This is a genomic window from Chryseomicrobium aureum, assembly GCF_043182735.1.
GTDB classification, from domain to species: domain Bacteria; phylum Bacillota; class Bacilli; order Bacillales_A; family Planococcaceae; genus Chryseomicrobium; species Chryseomicrobium aureum.
In genome coordinates this window covers 447,551-469,327 of sequence record NZ_CP171117.1, presented here as the reverse complement: position 1 = coordinate 469,327, position 21,777 = coordinate 447,551, and the positions used below count along the sequence as shown (strand labels likewise).

Here is a 21,777-nt window from a genome sequence, read left to right as displayed (position 1 = left end):
CTTTTTTCTATAAGTATAGCCCATTTTATGTAAAGAAACAGCCAGCACATGATGTGCTGGCTACTAGTTATCTTCGTTTAATTTTATAGCCCACTTTTTAGCGCGTCAGCTAATGAATGGTCTCCATTTACGAGTTCAATTGATTTTCTTGAAGTGGATGAATCGCCTACTACGTGTGCTAATGCATGTGCTACATCATGACGCGTGATGTCTCCAGGTTTTGCATCACTTCCAGCGGCGAACTTTCCAGTTGGCTCATCATCTGTTAAGGCACCAGGTCGTAGAATCGTCCAATCAAGCGATGACTCTTCCACGTGATGGTCTGCATAATACTTCGCTACGTAATACGGCTTGATTTCGTCACTCCACGTGCTGCGGTCTCCTACACCAAATGCACTTAACATGACGTATCGTTTCACGCCAGCGTGCTCTGCTGCTTCAACTGTCTTTACAGCTCCGTCTAAGTCAATCAAGAGCGTCATGTCTTGCCCTGTACTTCCGCCTGAACCTGCTGCAAAGATAACTGCGTCGTACCCTTTCATCGCATCAGTTAAATCCTCAACCGTGCTTTCTAGGTCAGCAAGTACACTGTGAATCCCTTTGTCTTCAAATTCTTTTTGTTGTTCTTCTTTTCGAACCATTGCAGTGACTTCATGATGTTCGTCTTTGTGTAATGTGTGAACGAGTTCGTGTCCAACCTGTCCGTTTGCTCCAACTACAAATACCTTCATGTGAAATCTCTCCTTTTTGTTCGATCTCACAGCAACATCAACAGCTCCAACTTCTCTTTTTCGCTAGATGCGTCACCGATTTCTCCATAGCAAAATATGCAATCACAAGAATCACGAGTGCCATCAACGGATGGTCGAGTATGGGTGCGCTAGATTTTGTAGCCACCCACAGACTGCCCAAACCCGCTAAGTATGCACTGAAAATTCCTGCTCCATAGAGAAGGTTTTTAGTACATCTCATGTTGTTCCCACCTTTTGTTCTACGCTACCATAGCTCTTACAGCTAGGACAACTCAAAGGACTTACAGCTTATTTTGTTGGTATATATATGTACGAATCGGGAGTAACCAATTTATAATCCGAAAACCAACGTATCCTAACAATACCCCTAGAGTATTTAAAAGCAGATCGTCTACATCAAAACTTCCAACCGCCATAAACCACTGAGCAAGTTCAAGGCCAAGACTGAATAAAAAGCCAAAGAACACCGTTATAAGTAAATAAGGCTTCGTTCGAAACAGTAGAGGAAATAAAACGCCAAACGGCAAGAATCCAATGACATTCCCTGCTAAATTAGAAAGCCTTACTGTCCACGGGATTCGTGAATCGTTCCAGTACAAACGAATGGTTTCAAACAATGTGAAGTTATTGGTGGTCCATTCACTTGGGCGTTCCCGTTCAAAGATATTGGTAACCGCACTTTGAGCATCCATTTCTTTTAATACGACTAACTGAACAATGACAGCTAAGTAAGCTAGAAAGGTCACCCAAAGTGCACCACGTGTTAATGTTCGCATATAAACTTCTCCTTACAACTCCTCCCTATAGCGGGCCATAGGGTCATTCAACGTGTTGTACCCGTTTCTCTCGTAAACTATGCGTCCCTCGTCACTTGGCCATACAATTGTAAATTTAACTATCCCCCAATAGTTCTGTTACCGTATAAATACGGCCGTTTTCAACAGTGCCGGTCGTCACCAAACTGACTAGCGCATCCGCTACTGTGCGCGGTGCACGAAGATCCCCTTTTTGCTTTAACTCTTTAAAACGCCCAACATCCGCAAACGCTTCTTCCGACGAACTGCGGATTGTTTGCTGCATACCTGTATCCATCACACCTGGATTGTAGGCAATCACTCGGTGTTCACTGCTCGCTTGGTCTAGTTCTAAACCCGTTACTTGCGTGTGCATGTTGATTGCAGCTTTTGTACTGTTATAGACGCTCCATCCTGAAATCGGACGAGAGCCTGCACCTGAGGTGACATTTACAATCGTCAAAGTGCCCGTCCACTGTTTAGCTTTTGCGAGCCAGACATTTGTCATCAGCATCGGTGCCAGTACATTAACTCGAAACGCAATTTCTACTCGATCAGCGTCCAGTTTCCCAACACGTTCAATCGGGTCGATGACACTCGCATTGTGAATGATCGTGACGTCTTGCGCACCGCTCTTCTCAATCTCTTGCCATATATGTTCAGCAGCCGTCAATGGTACTCCAGACTGCGATAAGTCATAAAGTAAAGATGTAAACTCCTCGCGACTTTCTGTTTCTGAACGAGCCAAGCCGATGACCGGAATCCCTTTTTCTAAAAAGCTATCGACCAATCCGTCTCCAAGTCCTTTTGATGCGCCCGTAACAATTGCTAGTTGCATTTAAACTCCTCCTAACGGTTTACTTCACGAATACTCATTGTCCTTCACTTTCTGGTACATCATGCAAACTGATTTCTCCACGCAAAGAAGTCAACATGATCTGATAGTCACCTTTTTCATAGAAACGCGTTGGTCCTTGTTTAGATGTCTGTTCCCATCCACGTTGCCAAATGATGAGCCGATAGCTTAGTGGAATATCTCCATCTGCCTCAGCTTTGTCCCAACTATAAATCGTGAGGCCCTCTGTTTTTTCAATTTGCTCCGCATCTTTTGCAATCGGGAACCCCGCGTGAGCACCCGAAGATTGATAGTGACTCGTCTGATAAGCATAGCCGATAATGACAACATTGATGACCAAGAGAGCTATGAATGTGAGCAACTTCCACCGTTTCATGTCTTTTTCCCCTTTCGGTATCGATAGGTTTCAAAAATCGCAAGTCCTAATAAGATGCATGTGACGACCACATAAATCCAAAATGTACCGACTTCTTGCAGTTCCGTGCGGTATAAAAAGATAAAAATGAGAGCCGCTATAGATACGATGTAATGAAAGAACATTAGCATCAATCGGCGGTCTGTTGTTTTAGTCATTGTGCACTTTCCTCTACTAAGTTTTTTAAAATTCGAGCAGGATTGCCTCCTACCACAGCATCATTTGGTATATCTTTTGTAACTACAGCTCCGGAAGCTATCACAACCCGGTCGCCGACTGTGACACCCGGCATAATAAGTGCACCTCCACCAATCCAGACGTCGTCTCCTATTTTTACCGGAATGGCATATTCTCTGCCAGAAGAGCGTTCTAAAGGATCTAAAGGATGTGTAGCTGTATAGATGTGAACACCTGGCCCTAGCATGCAGCGGTCCCCAAAACGAATTTCACAAACGTCTAAAAATACACAGTCAAAGTTAGCAAAAAAGGCCGTACCTGTATGGATGTTATATCCATAATCCACGCGAATGCTCGGCTCGATAGTTGGTGGTTCTTTCGTGTCTCCTAAAAGTTCAGTTAGAATTTCGGTTCGACGCGCTGTTTCTTCCGGAAGTGTTTGATTGTAGCTATGTACAAGTTGTCGCGCACGATTTCGTTCGGCAACTAATTGTGGGTCAGCAGCCAGGTACATTTCACCTGCCAGCATCTTTTCTTTTTCAGTCATGGTGCTCACACCCCTTTTCGCCATTATCTCCAAAACGCGAGGAAAATACAAAAGAGACCTTGATTACTAAAAGAACTTTCTAGAAAAGATTTTGGGAAGTTTGCGCTTTAGCGCCCGAATTTGCTCAATTAACGACCGAACGTCTCTCATTAGCGCCCCAACTTCCCTAATTAACGACCGAGTTCTCCTCATTAACGCCCCTACTGATGTTATGGAAACTAACTCGCTCGAACCCTACAAAAAATCCGCCCAAATTCACTCTGGGCGGATGGATCTTATACTTCGCGGACTACGACCCCAAATTTTCGGTCGTGTGGAAACTCGCTTCCGTCTGTCCCTTCAAAGCCTTTGCGATCTTTCAAATAATCAAATGTACTGAGTGTGTCACGGTAAACGGCACGCTTCAACGCTTGCTCACATGAAGGCACGCGACCATCTTCTGTTTCAAGCTTCAAGCCCATTGCTTTATAGCCAAGTGTTTGACCATTATTTTTAAACTGCAACGCCTCTAAACCCCACATGACAACTGTCGGAAGCACCGTTGCGTAGACTGCTTCTGCTGAACGATTCTTCTTCGTAATCCCTTTAAGTGCTGCTTCAAGTGTCAACGATACGGCTGTAGCGACTGCTGTGTCGATTAATACTGCTTTTGTTCGTTTTTTTGAAAGTTCTTTCATTCTGTAACACCCTTTCTTTTTTGAGAAACCCGGTAAATAGCCCAAAGACCTGTTCCTACAACTACTGTTTGAAACAGTAAGAACACATCACCTGAACTGACTGGTGCTCTTCCAGGCAAATATGTACTCGTCAATAGATAGCCTGAAATCAGCTGGGAAAAGAGAAGTAACAAAAATACAGTGATACAAATTACAATCCAAGTCTTCATACGATCACCTCTCTCTGTTTACGAAGAGAGGCGCTTAAAAGTTTCAATCTAAAAATCGCGTTCGGACGTTTAGTGGCGGAATACTGCATGCCTCTTTCTTCCCAAACCACTTGTACCGGTTGCGTGCAATCACCCGATATGCAGCATCTCGCAAACGCTTTGGAACGAACCTTCCGATTGAAAGCATGCGCCATGCTCCGTCCAAATAGCGTACTACCCGAAACGCAGCATCCGACTCGATATACGCATGGCCATTATCAAGGAAGATAAAACTATCTGTCTCTTCTGGTATGCGGTTTTGAGCAAGAAGCATTCGTCCTGTCTCACTTTGGAGAGAAACAAAATGGATAACTCCTTTTGAATCGCGCTTCCATATAAATTGAACGCTGGCATCGCAGAAATTACATACGCCGTCGTACAACACAATTCGTTTCGCTTCCATACTGTCTCCCCCCTCTACTGAGTAGTTTACCATACAAAAACAGGGAATTCTTGTTATGGGTTCATAACAAAAACCGCTCAGATAGACAGAACGGTTTAGTCTTTATATTGTTTCACATGACTTCGCTGATTGCGGAATGACATCATCCCTACTGCAATGATTAAAATCCCGACAATGCCGAGCATCAACGTCCATAGCGAGAAGCCACCTTCATTCGCTTCGGAATATGTCGCTTTTACAAACTCACCTGAAGACACTTCGATTGCAATAGCTTCCGAACGATTCGTGCCTTGAATGTCATACAAAAATGTTCCGACTGGATAGACGTTGGATGCACCAGTTTGGATCTCATCCGACTCGACCGTAATCTCTCCAATGGCTGTACCCACTTCATCTGCGGCTATCACTTCAGTTGTCACATTGTAGACTCTGCCATCATGGACAACGAATTCCGTGTCTGCTGATGCAACGAAGCTCCCTAGTAAAAACAATACGATGAAACTATGTAAGATTCTCATGATGCGTTTTCTTCACCTACTCATAATGTTTTTCACGAATAAACAGTTCACTAACTTTCCAAACCGTGTACTGTGCAATTGCTACACAGAGGACCATCATGAAAATACTGACGAGCAACACTTCTCCTCCGTTTAAGTTCGGCATGAATTCGGTCCATGCCCACTCAGCAATTTGGAAGTACACGTAAATTAACACGACCCACAATACAAAGCGAACAAGAAACAACATGACCGACACCTCTTCCACTAAAGTTCTAATCTTGTAGTATTCGCTAGTGTATGGGTCGAATCCTCTATTTATTTTGTTGATTTTCAAAAATAAATGTATGAATTTGCTCTGCATTGTCTAAATTTGAATTGCACACAGCTGGATCTTCACAGATATAGTGACTGTAAGACGTAAAGGTATCTTCCGTCTTTCCTCTGACAGTTGCTGTGAATAAATTTACAAGGGTATGCTGGCGACAAATTCTGCAGACACCTTTTAACGTATCTACCTTTGTTACGCCTTGTAGTGTCTTCCACTTCCCCTCTTGTTCAATCACAAAGTACTGGCGATGTGTTCCTCCATCTTTCCAAGATAAGCAGGTCACTTCCTTCCAATCATAGGACTGGAGTGGCGGTATCCGAAGACGTTTTTCTTTTTTAAACAACTTCTTCAAGTCCTCTGCGGTCGGAGCTTTGAACGGAATGACATAGGATTTGACTGCATGTAGGAATAAATCGGCATCTGTACGGTCTGTCACTTGATGCAATTGATGCACGATTGTATCGGTCTGATCTGTTTGTGGAAGGGCAGCGCGAAGGTCTGTCTCAATCAATCCTTTGACAGCTGCAATAACGTCTTTATCTTTGGAAGTCGAAAGTGCATTCAGTAGTTTTGTAATTTGTCTTGTAAGCAATCTGTAGTTGGCTACGGTTAGAAATTCCATATAAGACTCCCCCTTCTTAGGTTTATCGTACCATTATCTAATCCATGAAAAAAGCACAAGGCCCAGTGGGTTACTTGTGCTGACTATAATGGCCTGAACCTTGAAGTTGAATCCAAAGAGAATAGGTAGAGTTGGGTGCTGCGACTTCAATACAGTCTGGGCTTGGAGGGGAATCAGAAGCGTGAATATACCCTGCAGTTAAATACGCTTCTTCGATAGATTGACCAATGGTGTCTTTTGTAGCTACACCAAGATCCAGGCTTTCTACTAGCTTCCAATGTGTCAGTCGATTTTGACCAAGTACCATGACATGACGATAGCCGTCTGGTTCTAATACTTTCACGATGGCAAGTTGTTGCCGACGTGGTAGTTTATGTGTTTGAACGATTTCGTAGGTTTTAGGAAGCTGAAGTTGCTGTTCCCATTCTTTTAAAGGTTTTTCTATTGGTTCTGCTGAAATCATTAAAATGCCGCTGATTCCAACTAATGCACAAATGCATAGAGCAATATACCGTTTCATCAGAACCTCCTACTTTTTCTTCATTTTACCATTTTACTAAATAGTATATACCATTTTATTAGAATTTTATGTACAATTAAAAAAAGTGAGGGGGAAGTTCAATGTTCTGGTTGCCACTCTTTCTGTTGATGTTCTTTTTGACGATTCAAGCCACCTTTGCTTCACTCGGGGTTGTGCGGTATTCACTACTCGCTGTCAGTATCCACACGATTATTTTATTTTTGTTTTTCACAGATCACCCAACGACATGGATGCTTTATATTTTGACGATTCAGATGTGGGCGTTGTTTGTAGTCGGTGTATTTCGCCGGAATAAATGGCGAGAAGGACATATTGTATAGACTAAGAAAAAACACTATTTTCTCTTCTATCATGAGAAAATAGTGTTTCATTCATTCGATGAATATCTTTACCTACTAAATTTATTGTTCATATATAGAAAGCAAAGCTTCTTGGAATTCTGGTTTCACTTTTACGGAATCTCGGACACTTTGTACTTGTTGAATGGCGTCCTCTACAGTCGAAGCGCGTCCCATTTCGAGTAGAACGGCAGCTGCAACAGTTCCTGTTCTTCCGCTACCACCTTGGCAGTGGAAATAAACAGATTTGCCTGCATCAAAATCTTCTACAATCTGATGCGCGACTTCTTTGATGGTATTCGCTTGTCCTTCCCCATCTTCAACAAGTGGTAAAGAGATACTTTCAGACGTCGACAACTCGCCTCGTTCTTTTGCTTCTGCTCGTAGATCGTAAATCACGTCGACTTTCTCGTTTTGCACTACTTCATCGGCTGCTTCTGCGCCGCCTATATAGATTTTTCCTGGTATTAGTTCGTTGTAGTTTGCCACTTGGCATTCCTCCTTTTTCCCTCTCTTTACTATACCCGTTGTGCACATCTCTACGCATTACAAATAGTTAACGTAACTAGTTTCATTTTAATGGCTGCTCCTTTAGGGGAACGGCCTTTTATTATGTCCATCTGCTTATAGCTGCTTCTATAGACTCCAGTCTAACAGATCCCTTTTGCATTGGCGGTGGGCATTGTTGATTGTACTTAAAGATTTTGTCGTTGATTTGTTTTAAGCGAAGTTCGCTGTCTTTCTTTTTTCCTGCTTGAATGTCGGCATTTAGTTTATTCAAGTCGTCCCGTATAGCATGTTGGAGCTCAAGCCAATAGGGTTTATAGCCTTGTTCTTTCGCAATGCGTTGAAAGTTTTGAAATACGTCCCCTGACAAATACTCTTCTGACAATGGTTTACCCATTCCAGGAAGGTTGTCCATCCCGCCTGTTTTGGCATATTCTTTCACGATGTCACCAATCAAATCATTGTATTCCGGTTTGTCATTCGTCATAGCTTTCGCCTCACTTTCTGTCTCATTAGTAAATTCTAGATAATTTGTTGAATTCCTATTACTAAAAGTGACAAAAACAGGAACTGTTGCGAGATAGTGACTTGGAGTTGAATGGTGAGCGTGCGTTCATTATCCATGATTTGTATTCCATTGGCCATTAAGTGTATTTCATTGGCCATGATTTTTATTCCATTAGCCATTAAATGTATTCCATTAGCCACAAGTAGAATTATGGAAACTAAATACCTGGCCTTCGAAGAAAACATTGCTTCTTTTTAAAACCGAGCTGCCCAAGCCCTTGCTAGAAAGACCTTCAAACGACACATGGCCTCTGAAAATGTAAAAGGCCTGTACAGTGACAGGCCTTTTACTCCATTATAGATTCCAGATTGTCCTGAAGGAATTCAGTAATTGCATCTTTTTTTGGAAGAAGGATGAGGGAATCGTACACTACAGTAGCAACAAGTATATATACGGCTATCAATGAAAGCTTAATGGAATTCGTCATTTACTACCTCCCCGTATCTCCAATTCGCCCATACTTTACTGCCTAGATGAAAAATTCCCCACCCAAGGAGTGCACTTGGAATGTTCAAGATAAAATCATCTACATCGAAACTTCCTCGAACTGTTAGTAACTGAGTCACTTCAATACTAGTAAGTATACTTATAAACACAATGAGAAATGGTCCTATCTTACGCAGCTTTTCGAATAGTAGTGGTAGGAACAATCCAAAGGGTGTGAAGGCGATCAAATTGCCTCCTAAGTTACGCACAATGATGTCTGTATTCAATGTTTGGTTTTGATAGGCGGTTATGTAATCTGAAATTGTCGCAAACGGAACAAAGTTCGCATTGTATCGGAGCTTTTCCGCAAATGTATAGTCATAAACGAGATAACCATGTCGAGAACTCACAAACAACAAAGTTCCTAAAACGAGCAAGTACAGAATAAAACTCCCCCACATCAATGCTTTCAAAAACTTCATGAACCCGACCTAGTTGAATACATCTGTTTTGCTTTCGTCAAATAGACTTGTTGCATGTCCTCTGGCACCATTCCACCGCCTGTAGCCCAGATTAGATGTGTGGCCGATTCATCTGTACCTGGAACCATCACAGGGCCAATCATTCCTGCAAATGCAGATGGCTCTAAGAATAGTCCTTCTGCCCCGTAAAAGAGGTGCATCAATTCAAAAAGTCGCGCATCTGACACGGTGAAGCACCCGCTCATAAATGGCTTCATTACCTTTCCCACAAAGCCAGAAGCACGACCGACTGCAAGTCCATCCGCTTCTGTCACGTTATCGAGCCCGATATCTGCCACTGACACTTTGTCATGAAGATTGGTTGCCATACCGAGTGTCATACACGGAGAGTGTGTCGGTTCTGCAAAATAGCATTGCACTGCGTCTCCAAATGCTAGTTTCAATCCAAAAGCGACGCCTCCTGGACCTCCGCCCACACCACAAGGCAGGTACACGATAAGCGGATTTTCTGGATTCACTTCAATTCCTTGTTCCGCCAATTGACGTTTTAAACGAAGTCCAGCCACTGCGTAGCCCAGAAATAGATCTGTCGAGTTTTCATCATCCACAAAGTGACAACTCGGATCGTTTTCAGCTTGCTCTCTTCCTCGTTCTACTGCCAAACTGTAGTCTGAAGCATATTCGATTACCTCGACACCCTTCTCCCGCAGCAAATTCTTCTTCCACTCTTTTGCGTCTGCTGACATATGGACTGTTACATGGAAACCGAGTTTAGCACTGATGATGCCTATACTAAGACCCAGGTTTCCTGTTGAGCCTACAGCGACCGAGTAATTGGAAAAGAACTTCTTGAATTCCTCTGAAGCGAATTTTTCGTAGGTATCTTCTAAATGAATCAGTCCAGCTTCAAGAGCCAATGTTTCGGCATGCTTCACTACTTCATAAATCCCCCCACGTGCCTTGATTGAACCGGAAATCGGAAGATGACTATCAAACTTCATGAAAAGTTTACCGGCAATCTTACTTCCGGAATAGTTCACGAGAGCCTGTTGCATCGCAGAGATTTCTCTTACTTCAGATTCAATAATCCCTTCTGTCACAGCGGTTTCTGGAAAAGCCTTCACAAAAAATGGGGCAAACCGCTCCATTCTTTGCTCCGCATCACGCACATCGTCTTCGCTTAACAAACAAGAAGAGAGTGCGACATCTGTCGGAAATAACTCCTCGTTCAACCAAGCTGTTTCTTTTTTCGCAATCAAGTCTTCTACGACTGGGTGCAATTTACGTAAATTATCTGATGTGTACATATGTAAACTCCTTTACTCCTAAATTGAAAACCACTGGAGACCAACATCTTCTATCAAAACGGCTGCAAAAAGTGCTAAGACGGCTAGTGATCCTACTCCTTCGACGAGCGATGCCTTGTAAAGGATGCGGTTTTCATCATGCTTCCACTCCATGAAAATTCGAATAGCGCCAAGTGTAAATGCAACAAGAGCTGAAACCATGAATGCTAGTACTGGAATCGTTGGACCTTGACCGACAGCGTAATAAGAAGCAATAGGTGGAACCAAAACAATAATCGTATTCAAAGTGTAGTGTAAATACTTGTGCGTAGGTGTGTAATAAACCCCTGCTTCTCTTTTAGGTAATTCAAAGTAGCGTTTCACTGTAACTCGAATTAGATACAGTGCGAACAGGGTCAGAACCACTGCAAGTATGAAGTTCGATACATCCATTTAAAAGCCCCTTTACTGAGAAGGTTCATCTTTCAACGTAGCGTCTATATGAAGCTCCTGTTCTTGAATGGACACATTGCTAGCTTCGTCTTGGATCGCCATAAAAATAGCTGTATAGGAAAACAAACCGGTGAACATAGTCAGAACTCCAAATATAATACCTGCTAAGAACAATTCAAAAATCCATGAGAATACAAACACATCTACTGAAGTCCCAATCAACGAAACAATCGAAAATATACCGCCAAATTGAATAAGAACTTTACTGAAGTCAATTGTCGATTCAAGATTCCATCGGTTTTTAATAGACTGAGTGATTGCCGCAATCCAAATGACGACGAACACTAAAAATACAATCGAAAATAGAGCAATAAACATTTAAATTCCCCCCTTAATCTTTTTGAAAAATAGTTCTGCTGTCGGCTTTGGTTCATCTGCGACGATGTCATGAAGCAGTTTTGTAGCCGTCAAAATAAAGACGAGTAACGCAACTGCAGCGACTAATTGTGTTACCAATGAGTTTGGAATCCACAGCCAGTAGAGAATGCCTCCGCTGATGAGTAGTTGTAAAGATAGTAGAAGATAGTGCATAGTCGTTACCTCAATTCTGTTTGAATGGACGTTCTGTAAATTCGAGTCCGTAATTAAGCGCGGTTTTATAGATAGCGCCTCGTTTTTCAAAGTGAAGTTGAGGACTATCTTGAATGACAACAACTTCTCCGTGCTTCGTAATAAATTGATATCTCCCAGGCTCATCGTCTCCATATTCATAAACGACAGCTTCAAATTGATCCATCGCGTACTCCTGTTTATTCCAATAATCTCGAACAGTAATGTAATCCGGATGGATGATCACATAACTTAGGGTAGAAAATATAAACGCGGTAACAGCTGCAACTGTCAGTACACCGCTCGCTAGGTATGTCCACTTGGTACGCTTGAGCGCTAAAAGAACGAGTAAGGTAAACACTAGCCCGAATGAAAGTGTCAGCAAGTAATGATTTTTAGTGGGAGCCAATACAACGATTTGGGAAGGGTCATAGAAAAAGCTTTGAGTAATTGTAATCGGCAAGAAAAGGATGACTAGTGGCGATAATAAAACGATGACAATAGCCCACACCATCAAAACAGCACGTGGTGATTTCTCATGTAGCATGACAGAACCCCCTTATTCATCTCTATAGTTGTTATACGTGAATGGCTTCAAGTAGTTTCGTAATTTGGAAGAGTTTATCATTTTATTACTTTTCTTGTTCTGCCATACTGAAAGAACAAAGGGGGAATTTTACATGATACTTGGCTTACACCATGCTCAAATTACCATACCTTCGGGAAAAGAGGCAGAAGCAAAAGCATTTTATAGTGAACTGCTCGGTCTTCCGGAAATCCCAAAACCTGAATCCTTACAAGGTCGAGGTGGGTTCTGGTTACAAGTTGGCACGCAGGAAGTGCACGTCGGCGCTGAAGAAGGGTTCGATCGTTCCACGACAAAAGCCCATCTTGCTTATCTTGTTTCTGATTTAGCACACTGGAAGCAAGTACTCGATCAAGCAGGGATCGAAGCGTTAAGTGGGATTCCCATCCCTGGCTATGACCGGTTTGAGTTCCGCGATCCGTTTGGCAATCGTGTTGAGATGATTCAGGAGCTATAGAAGTTAAGATACTTAGAGTTGAGTTCCGTTCCGGGGCTGCTTTCCGAAGGCGCGGCATATGTATTTAGTAGTAAAATTTGTTTCAGACTATGCTTTAGTAAGCTAGAGTAGTGATCCAGATATAGACCGCTCCAATGAACAGTAGAACAATAAATCCTACAGTCACCCATGAAATCACTGTCCATTTCGGATTTTCACCGTGCTTTTTCTGCATGTAGATATTGACTAACTCCATAATAAAAAAGCCTATTATTGGAAAGAACATGAATGGAAACGGTCTTTCCTCATTGATTTGGCTCAGCCCAACAACTAGTATTAGCGCTATTGCCCCTCCTGTAATACTGAAACGTATTACTTTGTGAGCTTTCGAATAACTTCGAGGAGGATTTCCTTCTAATCCCCATCTTCGTTTTAAATAAAAAACTATGCTTAAGTGTGCGAATAACAGTAATGCTCCTGCGATGACTATTTCATGAAACTCCATTGTTGTCCCCTCTCTATTTTCTTACTATTCACTCAGTATACTAAATTTGTAGCATTTACCATATATCAGAAAATAAAAAAATGAAAGGTGACAGGCACCAAATGGATGTAGTTCCCAAATGGTGCCTGTCACCTTTCTCTAAAATAAAAAATCGACCGAGTTCGGCCGACCATTAAGAGCTTTTCCGTCTCATAAAGTAATAAACGACTATCCCTAGACCAAGTAGTAGAGGAATTCCTATTAACCAAAAACTAATGGGCGTGCGGTCCAAGGAAAGTTCCACTTGTTCATCAGGCAACTGCCCTTCACCAAGGATTGATAAATCGTCGGCTGCTGAGGAAGCAAGTGTTGTTCGATCACAAAGACCTGTCGTATAGCCGGTTCCAACATCTCGTGCATAAATCAAATGGTCCAGACCTTGTTGAAATTCAAAGCCACATGCTGCAGAGTCACCAGCAGTCACAATAATTTGTTGCGATTGAGTCTCTCCTTTAAATATGCGAGATACTTCAACTAGGACTTCTTTGTTACCTGCACTACTTGATTGCTTGATTTCACGTACAGTTCCCAAAATCACAAGTGCGCTGCTTTCTAGTTCTTCTTGTACTGAGAATGGTTCCACACAGCTACATGCCGAAGCTGTCGGGGTAAAGTATGGAAGCAACATAGAAAACAACATCATGCATAAAACTAGAATACTTCTTTTCAAGACAAGTCCCTCCTTTTGATGAGTAAACCTTATTTGGTTGAATTTGGTTACAATTATCTTCTTCAATTATTTCGTATCATTTGGAAAATGTCGACAGGAAGTTTGAAGAATGAGAAACTAATTGGAAGTAATAATTTCCATTTTCACTTAGAACAAATATAGAGGTGATTGAAATGCAGACATATTGCACAGAAACAAGGGGCTATTTTGTCATTTACGGAGATGACTTCCCCCTCGAAGAATTTACAGAAGCAATGGGAATTTCTCCGACAGAAGCCCATAGACAAGGTGAAGAATTTATTAGAGGTAAAACAAAACATACGCGCTTTGAAACTGCGTGGGAATTAGGCAGCGATTATGTGGATACGGATCATCCGGATGAAGTAATCGAAACGATAGTAGCTAAACTACATAACTCAGTAGATACTATTAACTTGTATGAAGAAAGGTACAAGTTAGAATGTAAACTCGTTGGGGTCATAACTTTCAAAACTGCCCAGACGCGAGGTTTAATAATTTCTCCAGAACTTGCTGGGTTCGCAAATAAGATAGGCGCACCATTCGAATTTGATATTTATAATGAATCCACCGAAGACGAGTTTTAAGAGATACTTAAATACCTCACAAAAAGACAGTAGTTCCTCTTAGTGTTAAGTGGAGAAGCTACTGTCTTCTTTCTATCCTAAATTTAACTAGTGTATTAAAGCGCCGAAATCTCAAACCCTAAAACGACTACGCCCAACAGAGCAATCACTGAATAGAAAATGAACGCCACTTTTTTGTTATTCCGACGTGCATCAATCGCCGACACTGTAAACAACGTCATCAACAACAACGTCGACAAAATATCTAAAAACGGATTATCGATTATGTACGACGCAATAATACTGATTAGCGCCACAACCGCAATCCCCACACCTATCTTATTCATCCTTAACCACCTCAGCTTCATTGTATCTCCTTTCATACGATTGATTCCAGTCAAAGTTCCAAGAAATTCATAGTACACTTCACATGACTATATCTCAAATTCGAGCTATACTAAAACTGAATTTTCAGATACTACGAAGGAGGAAATGAAATGCAAAAAGCAACAGATACTCTTCTCGTGAATACATTTATTGATGGTGTACTCGACCCACAAAAAGAAATGCTGGGACCCGTTCGTGATGGTGGCCATATTATCGCCAACACAGCACCTGGATGCTGGGGACCAATGATTACGCCTTGCATCCGCGGAGGCCATGAAGTTACAAAACCTGTATACGTAGAAGGAGCAGAACCCGGAGATGCCATTGTTGTGAAGATCCATTCGATTCGTGTGACCTCTCTTGCAACCGCTTCCGGAAATGATGCTCCTGTGGAAGGCCGCTTTTTAGGCGATCCATTTGTCGCCGTGAAATGCCCGGGTTGCGGAACGATGTATCCGGATACGGTCATTAAAGGAATTGGCCAGGAAGCTATCCGTTGTGCGAATTGTGATGCAGATGTTACACCATTCGTCTTCACAAACGGGTATACAATCGGCTTCAGTGAACACGGGGACGTGGGTGTCACAGTATCAAAAGAAGCGGCGGAGACCATTGCGCACGATGGTCGTCACTACATGCAGACTCCGGAAAATTCTGTGCAGAATCCGATTGTCACATTCGCGCCTCACGATCTAGTGGGTGTCGTTGCGCGCATGCGTCCTTTCCTCGGACAGCTTGGAACTACTCCGTCTCGCCCTATGCCAGACTCTCATAATGCTGGTGACTTTGGGTCATTCCTAGTCGGTGCGCCACATGACTACAAGGTAACAGAAGATGAATTGAAAGAACATCGCACTGATGGACACATGGATATCAGTCGCGTTCGTGCGGGTGCCACATTGATCTGTCCGGTCAAGGTTCCCGGTGGCGGAATTTATCTTGGGGATATGCACGCGATGCAAGGAGACGGAGAGATTGCAGGACACACGGCAGACGTCTCAGGAATCGTTCACCTTCAAGTACATGTCATCAAAAACGCTAACTTGGACGGTCCAATCCTGCTTCCAAACGAAGAAGACCTTCCGTATACAGCTAAACCATTTACAGAACAGGAACGCAAGAATGCAGAAGCAATAGCTAAACAATGGAACATCGAGAAACTGGAAGAATCGCTTCCGATCTCAATAGTGGGGTCAGGTTCGAACCTAAACCTAGCGACTGAAAATGGTCTAGAGCGAGCTGCAGAATTATTCGGCGTGACAGTTCCAGAAATCATGAACCGCACGACCATCACAGGTTCAATCGAGATCGGGCGTCACCCAGGTGTTGTCACGATTACATTCTTAGCACCAATCGAGTACCTGAAAAAAGCCGGTCTGTTTGACGCAGTGTCCACACATTACCGCTATTAAAAGAAGCGCTGGGGGATTCCCCGGCGCTTTAATAATGATATTTCACTTCACTAGTGTCGCATTAAAATGAGTAGGTCTTGTCCGATAAGCGGAATTGTCTGTAAATTTATTTAAACGTAAAAAAATCCTCTATAATGGATTCGGGTAGTAAACCATCCAAATCCAAAATAAAGGACAATCGCATGGATAAGTTTACACGGAAAACATCATTTGAACAATGGCTCTCGCCAATTTCTTCTGGAAAAATTGAAGGACTGGTCGAGGCCCATCAGTTAAATCACTATACAAAGAAGCTACATTTCGAATCGTTTCTCAAACTGCTTGTATTCGCACAGCTCAATGAGACAGAGAGCCTCCGGGCTCTAAGCGACACGCTGTTCTCAGACGACCTTCAACGAGCAACGGCTCTAGAGTCGATCAGCTTCTCGCAACTAGGACGTCGATTGAGCGAGATTCCCACGCATGTGTTTCAGGTACTCTTCCTCGACTTGGTCACGAAAATCCATAAGATGAGTCATTTTGAAATTCGCCAAAAGGCGACGACGCCTCTAAAGATCATTGATTCGACCACATTGCCACTGAATCTGAATCGTCATCGATGGGCAGAGTTCAGAAAGACCAAGTCAGGCGTCAAGCTCCATCTGCGGCTGGTATTCTTAGAAAAAGGTTGTTCATATCCCGACAAGGCAGTGCTCACTAACGCAAAGGAGCACGACCGTGGCCAGTTAGAAGTCCTCGTCGATGATAGAGAATGCATGTACGTCTTTGATCGTGGTTATCTGGACTATGAACGGTTCGACCGCATGACAGATGAAGGGTTCTTCTTCGTATCACGTCTACGGAAGAACGCTGTCACACGTGTGATACAACCGTTAGAGTGTCTAGAGGCTTCCGAGGTCTTGTCTGATGAGATGATCTTGATCGGTACGGCGCAAAATCGAGCAGAGAATGTGTTTCGACGCATCAAAGTCTTGGATTCCAAGGGGAATCCATTGGAACTAATCACCAATCGCTTTGATATAGACGCAGACGAGCTAGCGGAACTCTATAGGTCACGGTGGGCCATCGAACTGTTCTTCAAGTGGATGAAACAGCACCTGAACATCAAAAAGTTCTACGGACAGAGCGAACAGGCTGTGCATAACCAGGTGTATATCGCCATGATCGTCTATTGCCTCCATGTTCTCGCACAGCTTGAGACGAACAGTCCAAGGAGTTACCTACAGATCAGTCGATGGCTACGAGCGGCACCTTGGAAATCCGCCTACATCTGGCTACGAAAGATCAAAGGGGGATCAATCCCGTAAGGGTGAATAGCTTCTAACTGCAAATGCCACAGTTTATAGTAAAAAAATGGATGTTAACTACCTTTTTCGGTATGTCTGTTCGTTTTTAATTTTTTCAACGAATAAAAGAAAACTGAATTTTCTCAACTAATTTATGCGACACTAGTGATTTCACTTGAATAATTTGAATTTTATCGTTCATCACGATATAAACAAGGCGATTGGTGTCATCAATTCTTCGTGACCAAGCTCCTGTCAGGTGAAACTTCAGTGGCTCTGGCTTCCCAATTCCATCAAAAGGGTCTCTCAGGATTGCATCAATGAGTTTATTGATTCGTTTCAGTGTCTTTTTATCTTCTGTTTGCCACGAAACATATTCTTCCCAAGCGTTAGATGTAAACTCCAGGTTAAACTTTTTCATCTCTCTTCTTCAAACTGCTGCTTCTGTTTTTCCCACTCTTCTGGCGTAAGAACTTTTGTGCTTTGATTTTTTGCTTGTTCTAAGGATTCGTGGAGTGCATTTCGGTTTGCATCTGATTCCAATAAATAGAGTGTTTCTTGCCATGAATTGTATTCAGCTTCTGAAATCATCACGACGTTACGTTTTTTAGGACGCGTGATAATCACTGTCTCATTGTAATCAATCACATCGTCCGTGATTGCTTTTAGATTTTCTCGAAAATCACTGACAGTATAAGCATGGATAGCCATTTCAATTCCTCCATTCCTTTTTCTTTAGTATATGCAGGAATTATTATTTTGTACAATTTTTTGTACGTTTTATCCTATTTATTTTCTTTACTATTGATACCTGTCCTCCAGCGACGAATGTTCCGATTTCAGCGACGAAAATTCATGATCCAGCGACGAAAATCATCATTCTAGCGACGAATAGCCCTCACCCGTGTCCTTCAGCGACGATTCCTCCGATTCTAGCGACGCAAATTCATGATCCAGCGACGCAAATCGCCATTTTAGCGACGAATAGTCCTCATCCCCGCGCCTTAGCGACGATTCCTCCGATTCTAGCGACGCAAATTCATGATCCAGCGACGAAAATCGCCAGTAGAGCGACGAATAGTCCTCATCCCCGCGCCTTAGCGACGATTCCACCGATTCTAGCGACGAAAATTCATGATCCAGCGACGCAAATCATCATCCTAGCGACGAATAGTCCTCACCCCCGCGCCTTAGCGACGATTGTTCCGATTCTAGTGACGAAAATTCATGATCCAGCGACGAAAATCACCATTCTAGCGACGAATAGTCCTCATCCCCACGCCTTAGCGACGATTCCACCGATTCTAGCGACGAAAATTCATGATCCAGCGACGAAAATCGCCATTTTAGCGACGAATAGCCCTCACCCGTGTCCTTTAGCGACGATTCCTCCGATTCTAGCGACGAAAACTCATAATCCAGCGACGCAAATCATCATTCTAGCGACGAATAGTCCTCATCCCAGCGCCTTAGCGACGATTGTTCCGATTCTAGCGACGAAAACTCATAATCTAGCGACGAAAATCGCCAGTAGAGCGACGAAGCAATTACCCACAAGCAAATCTCAGCACTTGATCTTTGAAATGCACTGAGCAAAAGTACAAAAAACCTTGGATTTGTTTTCTACACACAAAAAACACCCCAAAATGAGGTGTCAAACAAACTTGGCCATCAGCACATCATCGAGATAGGTGCCATCCGCCAACTTATATTCTTTTAGCTTCCTGCCTTCTTACACAAAACCGAGTTGCTTGTAGAGCGCAATTGCTCGGGTATTCGATGCGAAAGTAAATAGCAAAATCTTCTCAATCACTGGGTGAGCACGAGCCCAGTCAATCAGTCCCTGGACCAACTGCTTCCCATAACCTTGACCGCGAGCTTCTTGCTTGATCATTACACCAAACTTCCCAGTGTGCCTCACTTTTATTCGACCTTCCGTTTGAAAAACCAACCAACCGACAACTTCACCGTCTTCCTCCGCGACAAACAGCACTTCACTCGGATGCTCTTGTTTTGCTTGAATCCACTCGCGTTGCCCCTCAACCGTCTGGTGAAATTCATCTATAGTAGATACAAAATAAATCTCTTCTGTTAAAACTTCTTTTTGGATAGCTACCATAGCTTCCGCATCATCTGGGACTGCTAAACGTATCATTGAATTGACTCCTTATAGATAATTAAAAATTATATCACCTAGAACAATGAATGATGCAATTGCTAACAATGTATTAAGTGACATTAGGAATCTATTTCCTTTTTCCCACTCTTCCACAGCGGTTATTGTCCACAATAATGGCATAGCAATCATCAATGTTGTAAAAAAGAAATCATTTTTTGTTATGATGTATGCGACTCCACTCACTACACCCACTAACCCAAAAAGAAACGTAATCCCTCTCATTTATTCCACTCCACTTTCTTCAGCCACCCTCTGTATCTCCTCACTCTCTCCAGAATAAGGATCCACTTTAAACTGACCCCCTAATTTTGTATGTACAAGATAATAATTGATTCCGGAAGATTGTTCGATTTCTACTGTTACGAAATCTCCTTCGACATTGTGAACTTTCTCCACTATTTCTCTAACTTCCAAATGCGTATACTCCGGCTGAATAATCGGAAACACAAGAAGACTAGCCGCGACTCCGACGGAAATTGCAATGTAAACTGGTCGCATCCTATCAAAGTTGTCACTCATCCAAGCAATGAAGAATGCAAACAAAAGCATTACAGCAAGCGCAATAGGAAGCGTTTGAAAGTTTTGCACGGGTTCTAACAAACTGTGTCCGGCTAATGCACTGTCAAAGAAGACACCTACTGATGCAAGCAATCCAATAAATCCGCCGAACATACCAAGTGCCGCTCTGCGCTCTTCTGTCATGTCGCTTCCAAACCGGAATGCTTTTGATAGAAACGAGTTTTTTGAAGTAGATAATCAAGTAGAGCAAAGAGGGCAGCATAAATCAATCCGGCCATGAAAAATAGTAGGAATCCCATTCCTTGAACAACGAATAAACCAAACAATCCGCTAATCATACCCCCGACAATACCATGTAATACAAGGGATAAAACGGGGTTTGTAAGTTTTTTCTGTAACAACCAGGAGAATGGAATGCCAATTAGAAAAACAAAAGGCACTGCAAATGCTGAAACCACAAGCCCAACCGTGAAAAAGTTTGTCCGCCACTCACTAAAAATAAACGGTACTAAGAAATAGCCAATTACTACGGTCAGAGCAGCAACCTCAAGTTTCCGATTCAACATAGGCCCTCTTCCTCTCTGTTTATACCTCTTACTCCTTCATACGAATTTGTTTGTCGGAAGTTTCATATACTACCAGTTTATTCAAAAATAAAAGAGGAGTCGATTATTTTTTTACTCGCACACTATAAAGTAACATTTGCCTTGGCATCCCCTCGATTTCAACCACACCATCCAACGCTAATTGAAGCAGTCGATATTCGATAAAGGCATCTCCCACTTGATACGCCACTTTCCCATAGACTTCGCCGACGATACGCGCAGCTTTAATAAATTCACCCGATTCACTTTGTTCCTGAATAGTTTTTAAAATATAGTCATCAAAAATAGTCTCTTTGTGAAACTGAAGGATTCCTTCTTCTAAAACACGAACCATTTTTGAAGTCATGGAGATTTCAGGCCATCGTTTTAAAATCTCTTCTCTCTCTTTTTCATCCAGGGGCTCGATTGCATCATCATTCAAAATCTCTCTTACTTGCTCAATCGACATCTCACTCGTATGGATCGAGTCGGTCACACGGCTTTCCGAATCAAACAGTTTCCGATAAATTTCAGAGGAATGGACCATTTTCAATGGATTTGACTTTCCAGCAAGTAATGTAACAGCCAGTTGAGCACCTATATATTCGCCTGCATGTTCTCCAGACCAAAGATAGACAGGAAGATGATCCGGAAGATTTTTCATCTTTGAAATTAATGTCTCCCAAGTCGACGCATAGTTCCAAAAGTAATGTTCATCTTCAAGGCGTAGGCGTAGCCATTCTTTTCTCTGCTCCCACCCTTGTCGATTTTCTAAATGGTGAAGAGGTCCCACACTTAAATTACTTGGAAAGACTAAAATTTGTGCGTCCGGAAAGGCATGTTTCAATGTTGCAGCCGCGCTCTCACCCGTCACAACATGCACATGTGTAACGTCTTGAATCTTTGCGCTTCTCTGTTGGGTCGTTACAAGGATTTCTTCAAACTGGTCTATAGGAAGGCTTTCCTCTTCATAGCTCTTTAAGAGCATTTGAAACAAGGCTTCTTTTGCTTGTTCTTCATTTAAGCGTTGAATATTCTCAATTGCTTCTTTCATAGTTCCA

General features: G+C 42.6%; 39 protein-coding genes. 6 read left to right on the top strand and 33 right to left on the bottom strand.

Annotated features, from left to right (window positions below; all coding sequences use genetic code 11):
• Positions 1-83 precede the first annotated feature (83 nt).
• From ACF3OH_RS02675 to ACF3OH_RS02610, 14 genes are all read right to left on the bottom strand, one after another.
• A complete protein-coding gene (locus ACF3OH_RS02675) occupies positions 84-731 on the bottom strand; it encodes an SDR family oxidoreductase (protein WP_392455689.1) in 648 nt (215 codons plus the stop codon).
• A 37-nt stretch (positions 732-768) separates the two neighbouring features.
• Entirely contained in the window at positions 769-972 is a 204-nt protein-coding gene (locus ACF3OH_RS02670; RefSeq protein WP_204590157.1) for a hypothetical protein, read from the bottom strand.
• Positions 973-1,033: 61 nt separating this feature from the next.
• Entirely contained in the window at positions 1,034-1,528 is a 495-nt protein-coding gene (locus tag ACF3OH_RS02665; protein WP_392455687.1) for a VanZ family protein, read from the bottom strand.
• A gap of 115 nt (positions 1,529-1,643) precedes the next feature.
• Positions 1,644-2,384, bottom strand: coding sequence for an SDR family NAD(P)-dependent oxidoreductase (locus ACF3OH_RS02660; protein ID WP_392455685.1), 741 nt, complete (start codon positions 2,382-2,384; stop codon positions 1,644-1,646).
• A gap of 34 nt (positions 2,385-2,418) precedes the next feature.
• On the bottom strand, positions 2,419-2,778 hold the full coding sequence (locus ACF3OH_RS02655) for a hypothetical protein (protein WP_392455683.1): 360 nt from the start codon (positions 2,776-2,778) through the stop codon (positions 2,419-2,421).
• Positions 2,775-2,975: a hypothetical protein gene (locus ACF3OH_RS02650; RefSeq protein ID WP_204590161.1), complete on the bottom strand. Its 201-nt coding sequence runs from the start codon at positions 2,973-2,975 to the stop codon at positions 2,775-2,777. The genes ACF3OH_RS02655 and ACF3OH_RS02650 overlap by 4 nt, the downstream gene beginning before the upstream one ends.
• Positions 2,972-3,541: a maltose acetyltransferase domain-containing protein gene (locus ACF3OH_RS02645; protein ID WP_392455682.1), complete on the bottom strand. Its 570-nt coding sequence runs from the start codon at positions 3,539-3,541 to the stop codon at positions 2,972-2,974. The genes ACF3OH_RS02650 and ACF3OH_RS02645 overlap by 4 nt, the downstream gene beginning before the upstream one ends.
• 275 nt (positions 3,542-3,816) lie before the next feature.
• Positions 3,817-4,218 (bottom strand): RDD family protein, encoded by a 402-nt coding sequence (locus ACF3OH_RS02640; RefSeq protein WP_204590163.1) that lies wholly within the window; start codon positions 4,216-4,218, stop codon positions 3,817-3,819.
• Positions 4,215-4,427 carry a hypothetical protein gene (locus ACF3OH_RS02635; RefSeq protein WP_392455680.1) on the bottom strand — a complete coding sequence of 71 codons (213 nt, stop codon included), beginning with the start codon at positions 4,425-4,427 and terminating at the stop codon, positions 4,215-4,217. Before ACF3OH_RS02635 ends, ACF3OH_RS02640 begins: the two co-directional genes overlap by 4 nt.
• A 43-nt stretch (positions 4,428-4,470) precedes the next feature.
• Complete coding sequence (locus ACF3OH_RS02630; RefSeq protein WP_392455678.1) at positions 4,471-4,869, bottom strand: thiol-disulfide oxidoreductase DCC family protein; 399 nt, start codon at positions 4,867-4,869, stop codon at positions 4,471-4,473.
• Positions 4,870-4,964: 95 nt separating this feature from the next.
• Positions 4,965-5,387 carry a hypothetical protein gene (locus tag ACF3OH_RS02625; protein ID WP_204590166.1) on the bottom strand — a complete coding sequence of 141 codons (423 nt, stop codon included), beginning with the start codon at positions 5,385-5,387 and terminating at the stop codon, positions 4,965-4,967.
• Positions 5,388-5,403: 16 nt separating this feature from the next.
• Positions 5,404-5,616, bottom strand: coding sequence for a hypothetical protein (locus ACF3OH_RS02620; RefSeq protein WP_392455677.1), 213 nt, complete (start codon positions 5,614-5,616; stop codon positions 5,404-5,406).
• Between the two features lie 64 nt (positions 5,617-5,680).
• The gene (locus ACF3OH_RS02615; protein WP_204590168.1) at positions 5,681-6,319 is read right to left on the bottom strand and encodes a FusB/FusC family EF-G-binding protein; all 639 of its coding nucleotides are present in this window, start codon (positions 6,317-6,319) and stop codon (positions 5,681-5,683) included.
• A 70-nt stretch (positions 6,320-6,389) separates the two neighbouring features.
• Complete coding sequence (locus ACF3OH_RS02610) at positions 6,390-6,839, bottom strand: hypothetical protein (protein WP_392455676.1); 450 nt, start codon at positions 6,837-6,839, stop codon at positions 6,390-6,392.
• A 101-nt stretch (positions 6,840-6,940) separates the two neighbouring features.
• Here ACF3OH_RS02610 and ACF3OH_RS02605 point away from each other — a divergent pair, with 101 nt between their 5' ends.
• On the top strand, positions 6,941-7,180 hold the full coding sequence (locus ACF3OH_RS02605; protein WP_204590170.1) for a hypothetical protein: 240 nt from the start codon (positions 6,941-6,943) through the stop codon (positions 7,178-7,180).
• Positions 7,181-7,261: 81 nt separating this feature from the next.
• Here the strand turns inward: ACF3OH_RS02605 and ACF3OH_RS02600 are convergent, their stop codons facing one another.
• From ACF3OH_RS02600 to ACF3OH_RS02560, 9 genes are all read right to left on the bottom strand, one after another.
• The gene (locus ACF3OH_RS02600) at positions 7,262-7,687 is read right to left on the bottom strand and encodes a dual specificity protein phosphatase family protein (RefSeq protein WP_392455674.1); all 426 of its coding nucleotides are present in this window, start codon (positions 7,685-7,687) and stop codon (positions 7,262-7,264) included.
• A 121-nt stretch (positions 7,688-7,808) separates the two neighbouring features.
• Positions 7,809-8,192 (bottom strand): DnaJ family domain-containing protein, encoded by a 384-nt coding sequence (locus ACF3OH_RS02595; RefSeq protein WP_392455673.1) that lies wholly within the window; start codon positions 8,190-8,192, stop codon positions 7,809-7,811.
• A gap of 35 nt (positions 8,193-8,227) precedes the next feature.
• The gene (locus ACF3OH_RS02590) at positions 8,228-8,371 is read right to left on the bottom strand and encodes a hypothetical protein (protein ID WP_392455672.1); all 144 of its coding nucleotides are present in this window, start codon (positions 8,369-8,371) and stop codon (positions 8,228-8,230) included.
• Positions 8,372-8,683: 312 nt separating this feature from the next.
• Complete coding sequence (locus tag ACF3OH_RS02585) at positions 8,684-9,181, bottom strand: VanZ family protein (RefSeq protein ID WP_392455671.1); 498 nt, start codon at positions 9,179-9,181, stop codon at positions 8,684-8,686.
• Positions 9,178-10,488: a D-serine ammonia-lyase gene (locus ACF3OH_RS02580; RefSeq protein ID WP_392455670.1), complete on the bottom strand. Its 1,311-nt coding sequence runs from the start codon at positions 10,486-10,488 to the stop codon at positions 9,178-9,180. Before ACF3OH_RS02580 ends, ACF3OH_RS02585 begins: the two co-directional genes overlap by 4 nt.
• 18 nt (positions 10,489-10,506) lie before the next feature.
• Entirely contained in the window at positions 10,507-10,920 is a 414-nt protein-coding gene (locus ACF3OH_RS02575) for a DUF4181 domain-containing protein (RefSeq protein ID WP_392455669.1), read from the bottom strand.
• A gap of 12 nt (positions 10,921-10,932) precedes the next feature.
• On the bottom strand, positions 10,933-11,298 hold the full coding sequence (locus ACF3OH_RS02570; protein ID WP_204590178.1) for a hypothetical protein: 366 nt from the start codon (positions 11,296-11,298) through the stop codon (positions 10,933-10,935).
• Positions 11,299-11,511 carry a hypothetical protein gene (locus ACF3OH_RS02565; RefSeq protein WP_392455668.1) on the bottom strand — a complete coding sequence of 71 codons (213 nt, stop codon included), beginning with the start codon at positions 11,509-11,511 and terminating at the stop codon, positions 11,299-11,301. It lies immediately after the preceding gene.
• A gap of 10 nt (positions 11,512-11,521) precedes the next feature.
• On the bottom strand, positions 11,522-12,076 hold the full coding sequence (locus tag ACF3OH_RS02560) for a hypothetical protein (protein WP_392455667.1): 555 nt from the start codon (positions 12,074-12,076) through the stop codon (positions 11,522-11,524).
• A 133-nt stretch (positions 12,077-12,209) separates the two neighbouring features.
• Between ACF3OH_RS02560 and ACF3OH_RS02555 the strand changes: the two genes are divergently transcribed.
• Entirely contained in the window at positions 12,210-12,572 is a 363-nt protein-coding gene (locus tag ACF3OH_RS02555) for a VOC family protein (protein WP_392455665.1), read from the top strand.
• 94 nt (positions 12,573-12,666) lie between these two features.
• On the opposite strand, the gene ACF3OH_RS02550 is transcribed toward ACF3OH_RS02555, so the two are convergent.
• Positions 12,667-13,056 carry a DUF4181 domain-containing protein gene (locus ACF3OH_RS02550; protein WP_392455663.1) on the bottom strand — a complete coding sequence of 130 codons (390 nt, stop codon included), beginning with the start codon at positions 13,054-13,056 and terminating at the stop codon, positions 12,667-12,669.
• A 172-nt stretch (positions 13,057-13,228) separates the two neighbouring features.
• The gene (locus ACF3OH_RS02545; protein ID WP_392455662.1) at positions 13,229-13,765 is read right to left on the bottom strand and encodes a hypothetical protein; all 537 of its coding nucleotides are present in this window, start codon (positions 13,763-13,765) and stop codon (positions 13,229-13,231) included.
• Positions 13,766-13,938: 173 nt separating this feature from the next.
• On the opposite strand from ACF3OH_RS02545, the gene ACF3OH_RS02540 reads away from it, so the two are divergent.
• Entirely contained in the window at positions 13,939-14,370 is a 432-nt protein-coding gene (locus ACF3OH_RS02540; protein WP_392455661.1) for a DUF4279 domain-containing protein, read from the top strand.
• 95 nt (positions 14,371-14,465) lie between these two features.
• Here the strand turns inward: ACF3OH_RS02540 and ACF3OH_RS02535 are convergent, their stop codons facing one another.
• The gene (locus ACF3OH_RS02535) at positions 14,466-14,696 is read right to left on the bottom strand and encodes a hypothetical protein (protein ID WP_392455660.1); all 231 of its coding nucleotides are present in this window, start codon (positions 14,694-14,696) and stop codon (positions 14,466-14,468) included.
• A gap of 150 nt (positions 14,697-14,846) precedes the next feature.
• On the opposite strand from ACF3OH_RS02535, the gene ACF3OH_RS02530 reads away from it, so the two are divergent.
• Both ACF3OH_RS02530 and ACF3OH_RS02525 read left to right on the top strand, forming a co-directional pair.
• Positions 14,847-16,148: an acetamidase/formamidase family protein gene (locus ACF3OH_RS02530; protein ID WP_392455659.1), complete on the top strand. Its 1,302-nt coding sequence runs from the start codon at positions 14,847-14,849 to the stop codon at positions 16,146-16,148.
• 182 nt (positions 16,149-16,330) lie between these two features.
• Positions 16,331-17,455: an IS4 family transposase gene (locus tag ACF3OH_RS02525; protein WP_392454494.1), complete on the top strand. Its 1,125-nt coding sequence runs from the start codon at positions 16,331-16,333 to the stop codon at positions 17,453-17,455.
• A 94-nt stretch (positions 17,456-17,549) separates the two neighbouring features.
• Here the strand turns inward: ACF3OH_RS02525 and ACF3OH_RS02520 are convergent, their stop codons facing one another.
• Positions 17,550-17,855 (bottom strand): Txe/YoeB family addiction module toxin, encoded by a 306-nt coding sequence (locus ACF3OH_RS02520; RefSeq protein WP_392455658.1) that lies wholly within the window; start codon positions 17,853-17,855, stop codon positions 17,550-17,552.
• Complete coding sequence (locus ACF3OH_RS02515) at positions 17,852-18,145, bottom strand: type II toxin-antitoxin system Phd/YefM family antitoxin (RefSeq protein ID WP_392455656.1); 294 nt, start codon at positions 18,143-18,145, stop codon at positions 17,852-17,854. The genes ACF3OH_RS02520 and ACF3OH_RS02515 overlap by 4 nt, the downstream gene beginning before the upstream one ends.
• A 503-nt stretch (positions 18,146-18,648) precedes the next feature.
• On the opposite strand from ACF3OH_RS02515, the gene ACF3OH_RS02510 reads away from it, so the two are divergent.
• Entirely contained in the window at positions 18,649-19,026 is a 378-nt protein-coding gene (locus ACF3OH_RS02510) for a hypothetical protein (RefSeq protein ID WP_392455655.1), read from the top strand.
• Positions 19,027-19,166: 140 nt separating this feature from the next.
• Here the strand turns inward: ACF3OH_RS02510 and ACF3OH_RS02505 are convergent, their stop codons facing one another.
• The 5 genes from ACF3OH_RS02505 to ACF3OH_RS02485 form a co-directional block, all read right to left on the bottom strand.
• A complete protein-coding gene (locus tag ACF3OH_RS02505; protein WP_392455654.1) occupies positions 19,167-19,589 on the bottom strand; it encodes a GNAT family N-acetyltransferase in 423 nt (140 codons plus the stop codon).
• Positions 19,590-19,601: 12 nt separating this feature from the next.
• Entirely contained in the window at positions 19,602-19,835 is a 234-nt protein-coding gene (locus tag ACF3OH_RS02500) for a hypothetical protein (protein WP_392455653.1), read from the bottom strand.
• Complete coding sequence (locus tag ACF3OH_RS02495) at positions 19,836-20,315, bottom strand: hypothetical protein (protein WP_392455652.1); 480 nt, start codon at positions 20,313-20,315, stop codon at positions 19,836-19,838.
• The gene (locus ACF3OH_RS02490; RefSeq protein ID WP_392455650.1) at positions 20,312-20,698 is read right to left on the bottom strand and encodes a hypothetical protein; all 387 of its coding nucleotides are present in this window, start codon (positions 20,696-20,698) and stop codon (positions 20,312-20,314) included. Before ACF3OH_RS02490 ends, ACF3OH_RS02495 begins: the two co-directional genes overlap by 4 nt.
• A 103-nt stretch (positions 20,699-20,801) precedes the next feature.
• On the bottom strand, positions 20,802-21,770 hold the full coding sequence (locus tag ACF3OH_RS02485) for a DUF1835 domain-containing protein (RefSeq protein WP_392455649.1): 969 nt from the start codon (positions 21,768-21,770) through the stop codon (positions 20,802-20,804).
• Positions 21,771-21,777: the final 7 nt, after the last annotated feature.